Origin of the sequence: Shinella sp. CPCC 101442 (assembly GCF_024704725.1) — a bacterium.
Taxonomy (GTDB): domain Bacteria; phylum Pseudomonadota; class Alphaproteobacteria; order Rhizobiales; family Rhizobiaceae; genus Shinella.
In genome coordinates this window covers 432647-447021 of the sequence record NZ_JALIQS010000004.1, presented here as the reverse complement: position 1 = coordinate 447021, position 14375 = coordinate 432647, and the positions used below count along the sequence as shown (strand labels likewise).

Here is a 14375-nt window from a genome sequence, read left to right as displayed (position 1 = left end):
TGACTGGAATGCCGGAAACAGGAGAGAGCATGACGGGAGGACCGCGCCGGAACCACACAGGCTTTCAAGGCGAAAGTAGCACTTGCCGCGATCAGGGGCGAGCAGACGCTGGTGGAATTGTCCCAGCAGTTTGAAGTGCATGCGAATCAGATCAAGCAATGGAAAGAAAAACTCCCTGAGGGGGCGTCTTCGGCGATGAGACCAAGGCAGAACCGGTGACACCAGCGGTCGATGTGAAAATGCTTCACGCCCGGCGACAAACTGCGTTTGCGCCAAGTTCGGTGAACTGACACTGGAGAACGATTTTTTTGTCCGGTTGGCTCGGCAAGGCGGGATTGCCGGGACGGAAAGAAATGATCGACCGCACACCGTGGCATGCGAACTGAGGGGTAACTGCACCGCACTCCAAAGGTCGGAGGTAAAGAGCATCGAACCGTATCTAATAAACAGGGCCTTGCAATTGGGTTGGCGAATTTCTCCATCGGGCTTAGGAGATGGGTTTAATTCCAAGGGCTGCGGCTGCCTGAAAATACACTTTGAGCTTGATAAGTCTTGGCAGACATATGAAAGGTAAATTCGTATTGATGAGCCCTCGCAAGGCGAGGTTCACGCATCCGATCCGGCTGTGGCCGTGATCGAGCCTGGCCTGTTCGGAACTTTTTGGGGATGATGCCAAAAGGACATCCGCTTTCTGCAAGCCCTACCGGGGAGACAAGTTTGTGATTAAGCGCAATAAGAATCGCTCTGAGAAGAACATCATGCTCAGAACGCTGCTGTTTTTCGGCGTGCGCCAAAAATCAAAATTTTATGTTACGGTAGCTGGGTTGCTTGGCAGCCCCCCCAGCAAGAACGATGATGCGGTCTCAAAGGTCAGGGCGCGAATCAGGCGTGGGGAATATACGAGTGCCTTGTCAGCGCTCGACAAGCTTGATCGCGATGCGAGTGAATCAGCCTCACTCTATGCCAAGATTGCTGCCGGACAGCACGACAAAGGCTTCAAGAAGGATGCTCTCGCTTCATACGAGCGGGCGTTCGAACTAAATCCGAACAGTGCCCAGATCCGTCTCGGCTATGGTCGGGCCCTAAGGTCAGGTCAGAGCATCTCTCAATCGATATCGGTTCTGTCGCCGCCCGACAGCGTCGAATTTGCCAAGGAAAAACTGGCCCAGCTTAGATACGAGCGTGGCATGAGCTTTCGCGCCCTGAAGCAGGATGACAAGGCTATTGCCGATTTCCGCGAGGCCATCGACGTTCACCCTAGCGGAATCTTCGCTATAGTCGACCTCGTGGAAACCTTTGCGACCGGAGGCAAGATTAAAGATGCTCTAAAGGTGCTGGATCGTTACGGCGAGCATCTGGCGCCCGACGTCTTGTCCCTTCAGCGGGCGCGGGTACTGCGCCATCGGGCCAAGCTCATGAAAGCGAGCAACAGAAAGGGGGCACGTTCGGCTTTAATGGAAGCCTATGAACTGGCGCCTCGGGATTCGTGGATTGCACTGGACTATGGGCTCATCCTTTATGAGGCTAGGCAATATCAGGCGGCTCTTGATGTGCTTCTCCCCGCGTCCAAAGTAAAGTCGAAGAAGCGGACGTCTGCAAAGCTCCATAATGAAATCGGCAGGAACTTCCAGAAGCTCGGGCGCGCCGAGGATGCGGTTGCAGCTTTCCGCAAGTCGGCGGCGTTCGATGCTGCCAGCACCCCGGCGGCTTTCGAGGCTGTCAAGATCCTGCGGCGGGAAAAGCGGTTCGACGAAGCCTGGGACCTGCTTGCCAGCGTTGAAGCCGAAGCTCCGCCGCACACCGTCGCGTCGCACAAGGCGCGTATTCTGCGCGAGCGCGGCATCGCGCTGAAGTCGACCGATCCGACGGCCGCGATAGCGGCCTTGGCCGAGGCATTCAGCATTGCGCCCGACGATCTCGACATTGTTCTCGACTACGGTCGCATCCTGCACAGCAGCAAGCAGTTTCAGGATTCGCTGAAGGTACTCGGCACTTTGGCCGATTCCGAAAGCACCGGAGCAGGTGCAGCGAAACTGCATTTCGAGATTGGCAAAAACCTCCACAAGCTCGGGCGCGCCGAGAATGCGGTTGCAGCTTTCCGCAAGTCGGCGGCGTTAGATGCCGCCAGCACCCCGGCGGCTTTCGAGGCTGTCAAGATCCTGCGGCGGGAAAAGCGGTTCGACGAAGCCTGGGACCTGCTTGCCAGCGTTGAAGCCGAAGCTCCGCCGCACACCGTCGCGTCGCACAAGGCGCGTATTCTGCGCGAGCGCGGCATCGCGCTGAAGTCGACCGATCCGACGGCCGCGATAGCGGCCTTGGCCGAGGCATTCAGCCTTGCGCCCGACGATCTCGACATTGTTCTCGACTACGGTCGCATCCTGCACAGTAGCAAGCAGTTTCAGGATTCGCTGAAGGTACTCGGCACTTTGGCCGATTCCGAAAGTGCCGGAGCAGGTGCAGCGAAACTGCATTTTGAGATTGGTAGGAACCTCCGCAAACTCAACGAAATCGAGAGCGCTTTGTCCGCCTTCGGTAGATCGCTTGATATCGATCCTGCTATGGCATCGGCAGCCCTTGAGGCCTCGCAGATGCTGTGGCAGCGGGGCCATGCCGAAGAAGCTCTCGCATTTCTTGATCGCGGGCCGGCTGGCCAGCTTCGCGAAATGCGACTGAGAGCAACCTTGATGGTAGCGCTCAACCGTCTTGACGATGTCGAGCCGATCTTCGAGGAGCTTGCACGTCAGCAGGAGATTTCGATTAACGAGGTGAAGTCGCTTGCCTATGAAGAGGCAAAGCTTCACGAAGAGGCGTTGCAATACAATTTGGCGGTGCTTGCCGAGCAGCCGGATGACGCGGGTACTCATCTGCGTGTCGCCAAGATCTACCGAAAGACAAAACGCCCCGAGCTTGCGCTGGCCGCCAGCCAACGTGTAATTCAGCTGGATCCGGAAAACCGCGACGCTTATCATTTTGCGGCCGAATCCATGCGAGCCTTGGCGATGTTTTCGGAAGCCGAGGCCTTCTTCAGGAAAGCCCTTGAGATCAATCCCCTGCGTGTAGCCACCATGCTTGATCTCGCCGATTTGAGGTTGATCGCGGGAGATCTGCAAGACGCTCTTTTTTATACGGAAAAGGCGCTGGAGCAGAGCAAGACAATGGCTCGGGCTTATCTCCTCGATTCTAGAATCAACTACGAGATGGGTAATCTCGAAAAAGCCCTCGTTACTTGCGAGGCGGCTTATGCTCTGGATCCGGAAAATACCCGCATCCAGAGCCAGTTGTCGCTGATCAGACTCGGTAATGCGATGCCGACAAGAACCCGCGAATTCGATCTTTGCATTCTTGCGCCGATAGCTGTCGATCAGTTTGCCTTGGTCAAAACTGTAGCCCTTAAATTCGCGAAGGTGATTGTTTGCGGCAGCGTCGATGCTGCGGTGCTTGAGAGCGTGCCGAACATCATCCAGCTTCACGGAGATGGCGACTGGAAACAGCAAGTGCTCGCAGGCGCCGCGAAGGATGTCGTTATCGCCAAATCTCCGGATGGGCTGGAAAAATGTGACGACCTCCTCAAGGGTGCCGGCATCGGTGTTGGAATCATCACAACGACCGATCAATTCGATCTCTGCTGCTGGCAGCGCGAATGCCTTGAAAGCTGTATTGACGCATTCCATCCGCAAACCTACGACGAACTGATCTCGCGTAGCTTGACAAGTCTAAGGGTTCGGTATCTTGACCGCCAGGACCTGCCCCAGCCGCTATCACCGGGCGATATCGGGCAGGGTAAGGAGGCTTGGCTGATATCGTCGTCTGGCATCAAGCTTTTTGGCGGTGTCGAGCAGTTTCTCCGCAGTATGGTGCCGGTCTATCGCTCGCTCGGTTTCAAGCCGGTGATTGTCGGGCTCTTAGAGAAGACGGATGATCATCTGCAGGAAGGTGAGGTTGATGGTATCCCATTTATCAATCTGCGCCGCAACGTTTCAAACTTCCGCGAATTGGCGTTGCACCGAAACCCGGCAATCGTTCACGCCACGACCGGCATCGGTTATGAGATGATCGGTGCGCTGAACGGACTTCAATCTCGCCTCATCTACGGCACGCATTTCTGGCGTGATATGTTCCATGGTAATGGATCCTTCGAGAACATCGACATAAACGGCCGTATTCGCGGAGAATTCGGGTTGCTGTGCGCGCGTGTCGATCAGGCCTATGCCAACTCGGTCTATACACGCGACGCGATCCGTACTCATTTCGGCATGTCGCAGCCGATCGTCTATTCGCTGCCCTTCGATGCCGCCGGAAACGACAACATCAGCCAGCCTGGTGAATACGTCCTGCTGATGAACGGGCGACCTGACAAGGGGCTCAATATCGCGCTCCAAGCCGCCACCCGCCTACCCGATGTCCCCTTCAAGATCGTTGCGTCACAGGTTTCTGCCGAACGGGTTGAGAGTCAGATTAGCGAGCTAGGTTTGAACAACGTGTCCGTGATCGACTTCACGGATGACACGGCAACCCTTTACCGGAATTCACGCGTCGTGCTGGTTCCGAGCTATTCCTTCATTGAGACGTTCTCGCGCGTCGTCATCGAAGCGCAGCGCCATGGTATTCCCGTTATCGGGAGCGACCGCGGCAACGTGCCGATCCTGTTGGAGGCCTCCGGCATCCATCTGCCGGAAGAGACGGATCGCTGGGTCGAAGAAATTGACCGGCTGTTCTCGGATGATGCCTATTGGCACAATCGCTCGCGGATGGCGCTGAAGAACTCAGACCTCTATCCCTATGCAGAGCAGAAAACGAGAATTGACCGATTGGTGCGCACCTCATTGAAGCGCATCGCAATTGGCGTCGGCTCCGGTATCGGCAATATTATTCAGTGCACGCCGGTCATTCGGCGGGTCGCGGAGTATTTTGGCGCACCGGTCGACATCATCCTTCGGCAGGATTTTCCTGGCTGTGAGAGCATCTTCGAAGGCTCCGAATGGGTCGGATCGGTGATGCCGGCGGACAGCTACGCATCCGTAGCGCATTATGACGCGATTCTTTTGCTCGATTGCTTCGGAGCTCTGATCCCGCATTTCAACACCGACAAGTTGCTTGTCGCGAGACGGCGCTTCCCCTTTAACATGACACGCAACATGCATGAATCCGAATTCTATCTGATGTGCGCCAAGGAACTTCTCGGCGTTCCTTACACAACCGAGGATGCCGCGAAGTACTTCTTCGGTAATCTTACGATGCAGGGAGAGAAGCGCCGAATTGGCGTCCACGCGGGTTGCAAGACCGGTGTGTGGATGGCCAAGCGCTGGCCCTACTTCGAAGAACTGGTTGCGCGTTTGCAAAGTGACGGTTTTGAGGTCTGCTCCTTCGGCAGCGCCGACGAATATGTCGAGGGCACTACGAACTGGACGGCGACGGATCTGGAAACGACGGCGCGCAATATCGCGTCTTGCGGCTATTTCGTGGCCAACGACAGCGGGCTGATGCACATCGCCGATGCGCTCGAGGTGCCGTTGACGACGATTTTTGCGCCAACATCGGTCGTCAAGAATGGGCCGCTGAAAGCAACCAGCCGCGTCGTGAAGATTCAGAAGGACTGCTCGCCTTGCCAGTTCGACGCCACCAAACTGGAACAATGCACCTGTATTGCTGAAATCTCGCTGGAAGAGGTCTACGAAGCCGTCAAAGCCGATCTCCGTGCCGATGATGATGACTCGGATGGCTTCGAGCCCAATAGATACCAGGCTTGATGTCAACCGCCGGCATGTCGTGGCCAGACGTCGAATACGACCGTGGCCACTCGCAGTGTGCATGATTTCCAGCGCGCGTCCCGAAATTGATCTGTTGATCTTGAGATGAAGTGGCACCTTGATGGTGATTTCACATGGCTGGCAGCGTGTCGGGATGATTCCACGGGCTCGTTTCTGGAGTATTTCCGACGAGCTCCAGCTCACCGGAAATACCCTATTGTTTCGTTTTTAATGCGTTATTCGATGGGGGAATGATTCCGCTTCGGCGTAGAACAATGCTCCAGGGGGGGGAAGGCGGGCAATGCCGCAGGCAGAAACTCAGACGTGCCCGATTGAACGACCAGCGCAAGCTTGGTCTGAGCATCCCGTCTCCGTCGCGAAGATGGACGGTCGGTCAAGATTGCACGGCAACCCATAAAAGGCGCGGTCTGCGGACGATGAGCTGAACACCGACTTCCGATTATTTTCGAGCTCTCAACGGGAGGGCTGGACGTAGGTGTCAAATCTCTAGGCTCTCATGAAATCCATCCCCGAAAGGTGAAGTCTCCGACCGCTTGACCCATTCCCATCTTATCCGCTGTCGGATCAGCATATTTGCAGCACACGTGCGCCTCTCAGCGTTCGCTGCAGCGCCCCTCCAATAAGCATCGGCATGTGGGGGGAAAATTTCCCCTTGAAAATACATGGGAGATATTAGAAACGTGTACCTTAATTTTGGCCTGCGGGAGAAATATTCATGGAAAACAAGCCTATTGCCCTGGTCACCGGCGGGGCGGGTTTTATCGGCTCGAATATTGCGCGGGCGCTAGTCAACGCGGGCTACTCGGTGGTGATCTCCGACTGGCTGGGCCTGCATGAAAAGTGGAAGAACCTTCAGGATGTCGTTTTCCACGACATCATCAATCCGGATCGGCTTCCGATCTGGTTGGCGGAGAATGGCGATCACGTTGCGGCGATCATCCACATGGGTGCGATCTCCGCAACCACCGAACGTGACGTGGACCTCATCGTCGAACGCAATATCCGGCTCAGCATCGATCTCTGGTCCTTCGCAACGGCCAGACAGATTCCATTCATATACGCCTCTTCCGCTGCCACATATGGTGACGGCAATCTCGGCTTTGTGGATAGCGAGGATATGCAAGACCTACTCGGTTTGCGTCCCCTCAATCCCTATGGCTGGAGCAAGCTCGCCGTCGACCGGCGCTTTGTAAGTGATGTTCGTGAGGGACGCCCGCATCCGCCGCAATGGGCGGGTTTGCGCTTCTTTAACGTCTACGGCCCCCATGAGGCGCACAAGAATGACATGCGCTCGGTCGTCAACAAGATGTTCCCGGTGGTCCAGCGCGGTGAGACGGTTTCACTCTTCAAGTCGCATCGTGCCGACTATGCTGACGGCGGGCAGTTGCGCGACTTCATCCACGTGGACGATTGTGTTGCTGTTGTTCTCTGGCTGCTGCGCATGCCTTCGGTAAGCGGCATTTTCAATGTGGGAACTGGTGTGGCGCGATCATTTCGCGAGCTTGCAGAGGCAACATTCTCTGCGGCAGGCGCCGAGGTGAAGATCGTTTACAACGACATGCCGGTGCATATCCGCGATCGTTACCAGTATTATACGCAGGCCGACATGTCGAAGCTCCGGCGGCACGGCTTCAACGGCGAGTTCATGTCGCTTGAAGCTGGCGTCGGTGCATATGTCGCCGCAATGACCGAGACCAGGGACCTCTATGATGAGCAATAGTGCGAAGCCTACGGCGTTTCTCGATCGCGATGGGGTCATTATCCGGGATTTCGGTTATGTCTATCGTTCCGACGATTTGGTATTCGTGGACGGCGCACCACAGGCGATCCGCAAGCTGAACGAGCTTGGCTATCGGGTTATCGTCGTTACCAACCAGTCGGGCGTTGCGCGTGGGTATTTTGGGATCGATGAGCTCGAAGCGTTTCATGCGGTCATGTCAGAGAGGCTCGGCTCCTTCGGGGCGCGGCTGGACGCGATCTATCACTGCCCGTATCACCCGGAAGGCGTCGTGGAAGCATTCCGGTGTGATCACCCCGATCGGAAGCCGAAGCCCGGTATGCTGCTGCGTGCCATGTCCGATTTCGCTATCGACCGCGAGGCTTCGTTTCTGATCGGCGACAAGGACACCGATATCGAGGCTGCCAACGCTGCCAAGGTGGCAGGTTTCCTGTTCGATCCGGAGACTTCGCTTCTAGATTTTGTTGAAACGTTGATCGCGAGCGGATCCTTGAACACTCCTCATGCTGTGCGGGCTGTTTCATAATGCTTAATACGATGCCAATCCTCGTCGTCGGCGACCTTATGCTCGACGAATATATTGAAGGTTCCGTCGACCGGATTTCACCTGAGGCACCAGTCCCGGTGCTGAGGAAGCGTAACCGCCGGGCAGTGGCGGGCGGTGCGGCCAATGTTGCCGCCAACATTGCAGCCATGGGGGGTACACCGCTTCTCCTCGGTACGGTCGGATCGGACGAGTCGGCCGAGCAGCTCGGCGATATTTTAAAGCGGTATGGCGTGGCGACAGATTTGCTCATCACCGATGCCGAGCGGGCGACGACGACCAAAACGCGGGTTGTTGTTGGTCAGCAGCAGATTGTACGCATCGACGATGAGGAAACGCACGCGATTTCAGAGGCCACAGAAACTCTTCTGCTTTCCGCTGCAATCGACGCCCTTTCCAGAGTACGCGTCCTCGTACTGTCGGACTATGCCAAGGGCCTGCTGACTGATCGGGTGATCCGTCGATTGATCGCCGAAGCACAGTCGAGAGGTGTGAAGACGATCGTAGATCCGAAACGGCCACAGCTTGATATCTATGGAGGCGCCGACGTCATCAAGCCGAACCGCCATGAGTTCGAGAAGGCGGTTGGCCGTCCGTGCTCCAGCGATCGCGAGATCGAACTGGCGGCGGAATTGGTCACCGAACGATTTTCTTCCGCCTTCCTCGTGACGCGCGCCGAAGCCGGTATGACGCTGATCCGCCCGGACGCGCCCCCTGTTCACATCCACACGCATGTGAAGGAAGTCGCCGATGTCTCTGGCGCGGGCGATACCTGCCTCGCGGCACTGTCCCTTGCTCTTTCGAGTGGACAAGACCTCGAAACGGCTTCGCGGATTGCCAATCTTGCTGCAGGAATAGCGGTTTCCAAGCTTGGCACCGCTGTCGTCACCAGCGAGGAGATTGCTGCCGCAAGCGCAGACGACAATATCCACATACATGCTGGATCCTGCGTCGATGTCGCGACAGCGAAGCTGATTGTCGATCGATGGCGTCTAGGCGGTGATGACATTGTTTTCACCAATGGCTGCTTCGACATCATCCATCCCGGCCATATCCACATTCTCGAATCGGCGGCAAAGGAAGGCACGCGGCTGGTTGTCGGCTTGAACACCGATCGGTCGGTATCGAGCCTCAAAGGACCGACTAGGCCTGTGCAAACCGAAGACAACCGGGCTCGGGTACTCGGCGCGTTGCGATTTGTCGATTTGGTGATTCTTTTCGATGAAGAAACGCCGCTACAGCTCATCCAGAAGATCAGGCCGACAGTGGTCGTGAAGGGCGCGGACTATCGCGAGGACGAGGTTGTGGGCGGCGATCTCGTCAAGGCCGCAGGCGGTCGTGTCGTGCTTGTTCCATTGATTGAGGGACAATCATCCAGCAAGCTCATCGTTCGGGCCTCCATGGGGAAGGCACCATGACGAGCGTGTCGTTGAAGGCCACCGACACCAACGAGGAGTTTGCCCTTTTGCACGCTTGGTTGCGTGAAAGGTTGTTACCGTTGTGGGCAAACGAAGGATACGATGCCGTCAGCCGCCGGTTTGAGGAGGCGCTTCCATTTCCCGGCCACATTAAGGCGCCTCTGAACTATAGAGTAATGGTGCAAGCTCGGCAGATCGCCACCTTTGCCCGGGCGGATTTAAGCGGGGCCTTTCCCGGAGGCGGCGCGATCGCCAGCGACGCCTTCGATAACATGCTTCGTCGCTACTACCGGGTCGATGGTGCGGACGGATGGGTCTTTTCGCTTACGCCTCTGGGAGCGGTCAGCGACCCGAAACGCGATCTCTACGCCCACGCATTTGTCGTCTATGCCTGCGCATGGATGTACGGCCTAAGTGGTGCGCAGCGCTACCGTGATATCGCAGCCGAGACATTGTCGGTCATTGATAGGATTTTCGCGGCGGGTGACGACGGCTATGTGAGTGAGGCGGGATCGGCTGTGGATCTGCGCCAACAAAACCCACATATGCACCTTCTCGAAGCCGTTTTGGCTTTGTTTTCTTTTTCCAGGGATCAAGCCGATCTCGATCGTGCGTCGTATCTTGTCGCCCTTATGCGCAAGCGACTCATCAGCTGCTACGGCGTGGTTCTGGAGGATTTCAATGCGCAGTGGCAGCCGACCGCCGAAACCGGGCGCAATGTCGTTGAGCCTGGACATCAGTTCGAATGGGCATGGCTTTTGACAGAATATGCGCGCCTAAGCGGTACAGCACCCGCTCAGGAGAAGGGGCCGATGCTGAAGTTCGCTTGGGAGAATGGAACCGATCGCCTGCAGGGTAAGGTGAGCGATCTTGTCCTGGAGGATGGGAGTGCTTGCTCCACCGGGAGCCGAGTATGGCCTCAGACGGAAGCTCTGAGGGTGTTGAGTCACGAACGCGGCGGCGGATGGTTTGACGACAACGCGTTTCTTGTTAGGCTCATGCGTCGCCTTCGGCTGCGGCACTGCCCTGAAAATCTGGGCGGCGGATGGTATGACCGCCTCGATGAGCATGACCAGCCGACAGTATCGCTGATGCCCGCGAGCACTCTCTATCACATTTCAGGCGCGATTTTTGATTCCGCCGCGTGCTACGATACCAGCCCCAACCGCTGACTGCTTCGTTGCACATGGCAGGCCTGAAGCTCGCTGTTCAGTTCCGGGATTTGACGGATTGGCTCGAGCCTTTCTGTCTCTCTTTGTCCAGACTTCGCAGATGCATTCCTATGGCATGAGGCACCCAGTTACTACAGTTGCATATTACTGCGCATTTTCCTGTGTGCGCTGGCCGCTTAGAAACTGGCGTTGCCGGCACCATCGGGGCCACTGTATAATGAAGCGATCGACAAGATCGTGGCGCGGCATAAGCCGGGCGGAACAGATACGGGATTTCCAGCGTCGTGTAGGGCTACCAGGATTTCGGCATCATGCGGCTGCGACTTGAACGGCTGGACTTCTTTCGTTCTGCATTCCTTGCAGGCGCAGCCATGACCAGGCTCATATCGCGCTTCGCAATGATCGAGACCGAGATCGTCTTTGGCGCGCAGGCAGCATTCCTCGATCGTCCATCTCAGTCCGGCAGCGGCGGCCAGTTCCGCCAGCGTGGTTTCGGCTGGCCTGTAGGCAAAGTAAGAGGCGACGGCGTCGGGATCGCGCAGGCTACGGCGCACCAGTAGCCAGCGCGCGAAACTGTCTTCGGTTTCCCAGTTGAGAGGCAGGCGTACCCAGCCGTAGAGGTGCGGTCCCTTTGCGCCTTCGCCGGCCGACAGCGGCTGCCAGGCCTGCGCTTCAAGATCGCCAACAAGTGTTGCCGGATCGGTTTGTACGAACCGCCACTCTTCCAGAAACCGCAAGACATGGTTGGACCGGATCGCCAGCACATAAACCTGCCCCCGCTTCTCCAGCATGCGTCTGAACTGGGAACCCGGCCCATAGAGGGCGTCCGCCAGCACGAAAGCACAGGGAAGTGCCTTCATCGAGAAGGCACGAGACCATCTCACGCGCCAGCGCTGGCTTGGTGGCGAGAGCCACATCCGCCGGCACACAGGCTTTCGCTCGCCGGGCTTGGCACTCCGCACATCCTTTGGGCAGAAAGAGCCGCCGGTCGATGAGGGTATGGCCGAGGCGGCTGGCGTAGGCCGCAAAGACACCCACCTGGCAGCTCTCCACCCATCCGGCCGTGTCGGAGTATTGCCGCGCTACGCCGACGGAATGCTCCCCCTCCTTCACAAAACCGGCCTCGTCCACCACAAGCACGCCATCGGCTTCACCAAGCGCATCGATCACATGCCGGCGAACCCGATCACACAGCGCATCCGCCGACCAGGATGAGCGCCCCAGAAGTGACTGCAACCGATAGGGCCGATCAAGGCCAGCCTCTTCCGCCAGCATCCAGCCCGTCTTGCGCTCCGCCCATGACAGAAGCTCATCAATAAAAGCGCTCGCTGATTCCCGCTGCTCCGCCGCCTAAACGCCGCCGCCAGTGACTGCTTCAGTTCTGCTGGCGCCTGTCGCCAGTCAAGAAGCGTCCCAACCCAGTCCGATACCGCCATGATCGATCATCCATCGCCGCCTAAACCACGAATAGAAATCACGATTTGCCAATATGCAACTATAGCATTAGCCGCTCATCAGCCGATCATCCGAACGTTCGATCAATTTCGGCATGATGAGCGTCTGCAGCGCCTGCGGCGCCTCGCCTTCCATGCGGCGCAGGATGTAACGACCGAGCATTTCGCTCGGCTCGTGGATCGGCAGGAAATAGGTGGTGATCGGCGGGGCGAAATACTGGCTGACATTGAGGTCGTCGGTCGCGTTGATGACGGCGTCGCGGCCGTGCACGAGGCCGCGGGCGTGGAAGCCGGAGAAGGCGCCCAGGGCGGAGGCTTCGTTGGCGCAGATATAGGCGGTCGGCGCATCCGGACGCGTGGACATGACAAGCACGTTTTCACGACCGAAGGCCGGCGTGAGGTGGCCGTGCGCGACGAGCGCCGGATCAAAGGAGAGCCCGGCTACGTCGAGAGCGCCGCGGTAGGCTTGAAGGCGCGTCAGCGAATAGCTGAGTTCGGCCATCGGGTTGATCAGCGCGATGCGGCGGTGGCCGCGCTCGGCAAGGCGCGCCACCGCGTGGCGGATCATCTGCTCATTGTCGGCGTCGACATAGGCGTGCGGCGCGTTGTGGATCGTCGTTCCATAGGTGACGAAGGGAAAGTCCGCCTCCTGCATGATACGCACGCGCGGATCGTCTGCGTGGGTGCCGGAGACGATGATGCCGTCGGCCTTCTTCAGCGAGACGATCTGGCGGATGGTGGTCAGGCTCTCTTCGAAAGTGCGCACGGCATAGAGCGCGACACGGTAGGGACTATCCTCCAGCGCCCAGGAAATGCCGCTCAGGAGCTGGGCGTATTCGACGCCTTCCCATTCGTTCTGCTTGGGGCCGGGCGCGGTCATGATGGCGGCGACCTGATAGGTCTTGCCGGTGCGCAGCTGCACGCCGTGCATGTTGAGCTGGTAGCCGACGCGCGCGGCCGCGGCAACGACGAGGGCGCGGGTTTCCGGCCGCACCTGCGGGCTGTCGTTCAGCGCTTTCGATACGGTGGCGATCGAAAGGCCCGTTTCCTGTGCGATGGTCTTGATCGTCGGTCTTGGCATGGAACGCTCGTCTTCGTCTTGCGCACGGAAGAAGCGCGATTCCCGCACAATAAAAACGTTTAACTTTATTGTAAAGCGCCCTGCCGCCGTGCTTCAACCGGCGCGGAAGTGTTTCGAGAGCTTCAGGCCCTGCGCCTGGTAGTTCGAGCCGAGGCCGGAACCGTAGAGGCCTTCCGGAGCGTCGAGCATGTGCTCGTAGACAAGGCGGCCGACGATCTGACCATGTTCGAGGATGAAGGGCACCTCGTGGCTGCGCACCTCCAGCACCGCGCGACTACCGGAACCGCCGGCGGGCGCATGGCCGAAACCGGGATCGAAGAAGCCGGCATAGTGCACGCGGAATTCGCCCACCAACGGGTCGAACGGCGTCATTTCGGCCGCGTAGAGCGGGGGCACATGCACCGCCTCCCGGGAAACAAGGATGTAGAACTCGTCGGGATCGAGGATCAGTTCGTTGCGGCCGCGGCTGAACAGCGGCTCCCAGAAGTCAAAAATGTCGTGCTGGTTCTTGCGGTCGACATCGACGACGGAAGTATGGTGCTTGCCGCGATAGCCGATGAGACCGTCCGGGCCGGTGCCCTTGAGGTCGATCGAGAGCGCGATGCCCCCGCCCGACACATTCGGCGTCTCGCTGGCGACGAGGGTGTCGGAGGCATGGAGCGCGAGCAGCTCGCTTTCGTTCAGCAGGGCCTTGCCCTTGCGGAAACGGATCTGCGACAGGCGCGAGCCGCGGCGCACGACGATCGGGAAGGTGCGCGGCGAGATTTCGAGATAGAGCGGACCGGAATAGCCGGCCGGGATCTTGTCGAATTCCTGTGCGCGGTCGGTGATGACACGGGTGAAGATGTCGAGGCGACCGGTCGAGCTTTTCGGATTTGCGGAAGCCGCGAGGTCTGCCGGCAGATCGAGACTTTCCATCAGCGGCACGATATAGACGCAGCCGGTTTCCAACACCGCGCCCTCGGACAGGTCGATGATATGGAGCTTCAGCCGGTCGAGCTTGTCGGCGACGAGATGAGACGGACCGGGCAGGAAACTGGCGCGCACGCGGAAGGCGATGGCGCCCAGACGCAGATCGAGGCTCGCCGGTTGGATCTGGTCGTCATCCAGAGCGGCCTCGCTTTTCAGCCGCCCGCTGTCGAACAAGCCGCTGATGGCGTTGTCCGCCAGAATGCCCGCGCTGCGCGTCGCAAAAGCCAT

General features: G+C 58.2%; 8 protein-coding genes and 2 pseudogenes. 6 read left to right on the top strand and 4 right to left on the bottom strand.

Annotated elements, in window-relative coordinates; genetic code table 11:
• Nucleotides 1-8: 8 nt before the first annotated feature.
• The 6 genes and pseudogenes from MUO32_RS17560 to MUO32_RS17535 form a co-directional block, all read left to right on the top strand.
• A pseudogene (locus MUO32_RS17560) lies at nt 9-368 on the top strand (transposase); the annotation flags it as partial.
• Between the two features lie 390 nt (nt 369-758).
• The gene (locus MUO32_RS17555) at nt 759-5747 is read left to right on the top strand and encodes a tetratricopeptide repeat protein (protein WP_257949675.1); all 4989 of its coding nucleotides are present in this window, start codon (nt 759-761) and stop codon (nt 5745-5747) included.
• Nucleotides 5748-6498: 751 nt separating this feature from the next.
• Nucleotides 6499-7488, top strand: a complete 990-nt coding sequence (rfaD, locus tag MUO32_RS17550) for an ADP-glyceromanno-heptose 6-epimerase (RefSeq protein WP_257949968.1) — start codon at nt 6499-6501, stop codon at nt 7486-7488.
• A complete protein-coding gene (locus MUO32_RS17545) occupies nt 7478-8032 on the top strand; it encodes an HAD family hydrolase (RefSeq protein WP_257949674.1) in 555 nt (184 codons plus the stop codon). The genes rfaD and MUO32_RS17545 overlap by 11 nt, the downstream gene beginning before the upstream one ends.
• Nucleotides 8032-9468, top strand: coding sequence for a D-glycero-beta-D-manno-heptose-7-phosphate kinase (rfaE1, locus tag MUO32_RS17540; RefSeq protein WP_257949673.1), 1437 nt, complete (start codon nt 8032-8034; stop codon nt 9466-9468). The genes MUO32_RS17545 and rfaE1 overlap by 1 nt, the downstream gene beginning before the upstream one ends.
• The gene (locus MUO32_RS17535) at nt 9465-10640 is read left to right on the top strand and encodes an AGE family epimerase/isomerase (RefSeq protein WP_257949672.1); all 1176 of its coding nucleotides are present in this window, start codon (nt 9465-9467) and stop codon (nt 10638-10640) included. Before rfaE1 ends, MUO32_RS17535 begins: the two co-directional genes overlap by 4 nt.
• A 176-nt stretch (nt 10641-10816) precedes the next feature.
• On the opposite strand, the gene MUO32_RS17530 is transcribed toward MUO32_RS17535, so the two are convergent.
• The 4 genes and pseudogenes from MUO32_RS17530 to MUO32_RS17515 form a co-directional block, all read right to left on the bottom strand.
• Nucleotides 10817-11500 (bottom strand): transposase, encoded by a 684-nt coding sequence (locus MUO32_RS17530; RefSeq protein ID WP_257949671.1) that lies wholly within the window; start codon nt 11498-11500, stop codon nt 10817-10819.
• A 70-nt stretch (nt 11501-11570) separates the two neighbouring features.
• Nucleotides 11571-11945, bottom strand: a pseudogene (locus tag MUO32_RS17525) (transposase); the annotation flags it as partial.
• A gap of 198 nt (nt 11946-12143) precedes the next feature.
• Nucleotides 12144-13175 (bottom strand): LacI family DNA-binding transcriptional regulator, encoded by a 1032-nt coding sequence (locus MUO32_RS17520; RefSeq protein ID WP_257949670.1) that lies wholly within the window; start codon nt 13173-13175, stop codon nt 12144-12146.
• Nucleotides 13176-13268: 93 nt separating this feature from the next.
• Nucleotides 13269-14375, bottom strand: a complete 1107-nt coding sequence (locus tag MUO32_RS17515; protein WP_257949669.1) for a 2'-deoxycytidine 5'-triphosphate deaminase — start codon at nt 14373-14375, stop codon at nt 13269-13271.

Bases quoted from the DNA above. Each gene is read 5' to 3' on its own strand.
- MUO32_RS17555 (WP_257949675.1), top strand. From the start codon at position 759: ATGCTCAGAACGCTGCTGTTTTTCGGCGTGCGCCAAAAATCAAAATTT.
- rfaE1 (WP_257949673.1), top strand. From the start codon at position 8,032: ATGCTTAATACGATGCCAATCCTCGTCGTCGGCGACCTTATGCTCGAC.
- MUO32_RS17520 (WP_257949670.1), bottom strand. From the start codon at position 13,175: ATGCCAAGACCGACGATCAAGACCATCGCACAGGAAACGGGCCTTTCG.
- MUO32_RS17530 (WP_257949671.1), bottom strand. From the start codon at position 11,500: ATGAAGGCACTTCCCTGTGCTTTCGTGCTGGCGGACGCCCTCTATGGG.
- MUO32_RS17515 (WP_257949669.1), bottom strand. From the start codon at position 14,375: ATGGCTTTTGCGACGCGCAGCGCGGGCATTCTGGCGGACAACGCCATC.
- MUO32_RS17535 (WP_257949672.1), top strand. From the start codon at position 9,465: ATGACGAGCGTGTCGTTGAAGGCCACCGACACCAACGAGGAGTTTGCC.
- MUO32_RS17545 (WP_257949674.1), top strand. From the start codon at position 7,478: ATGAGCAATAGTGCGAAGCCTACGGCGTTTCTCGATCGCGATGGGGTC.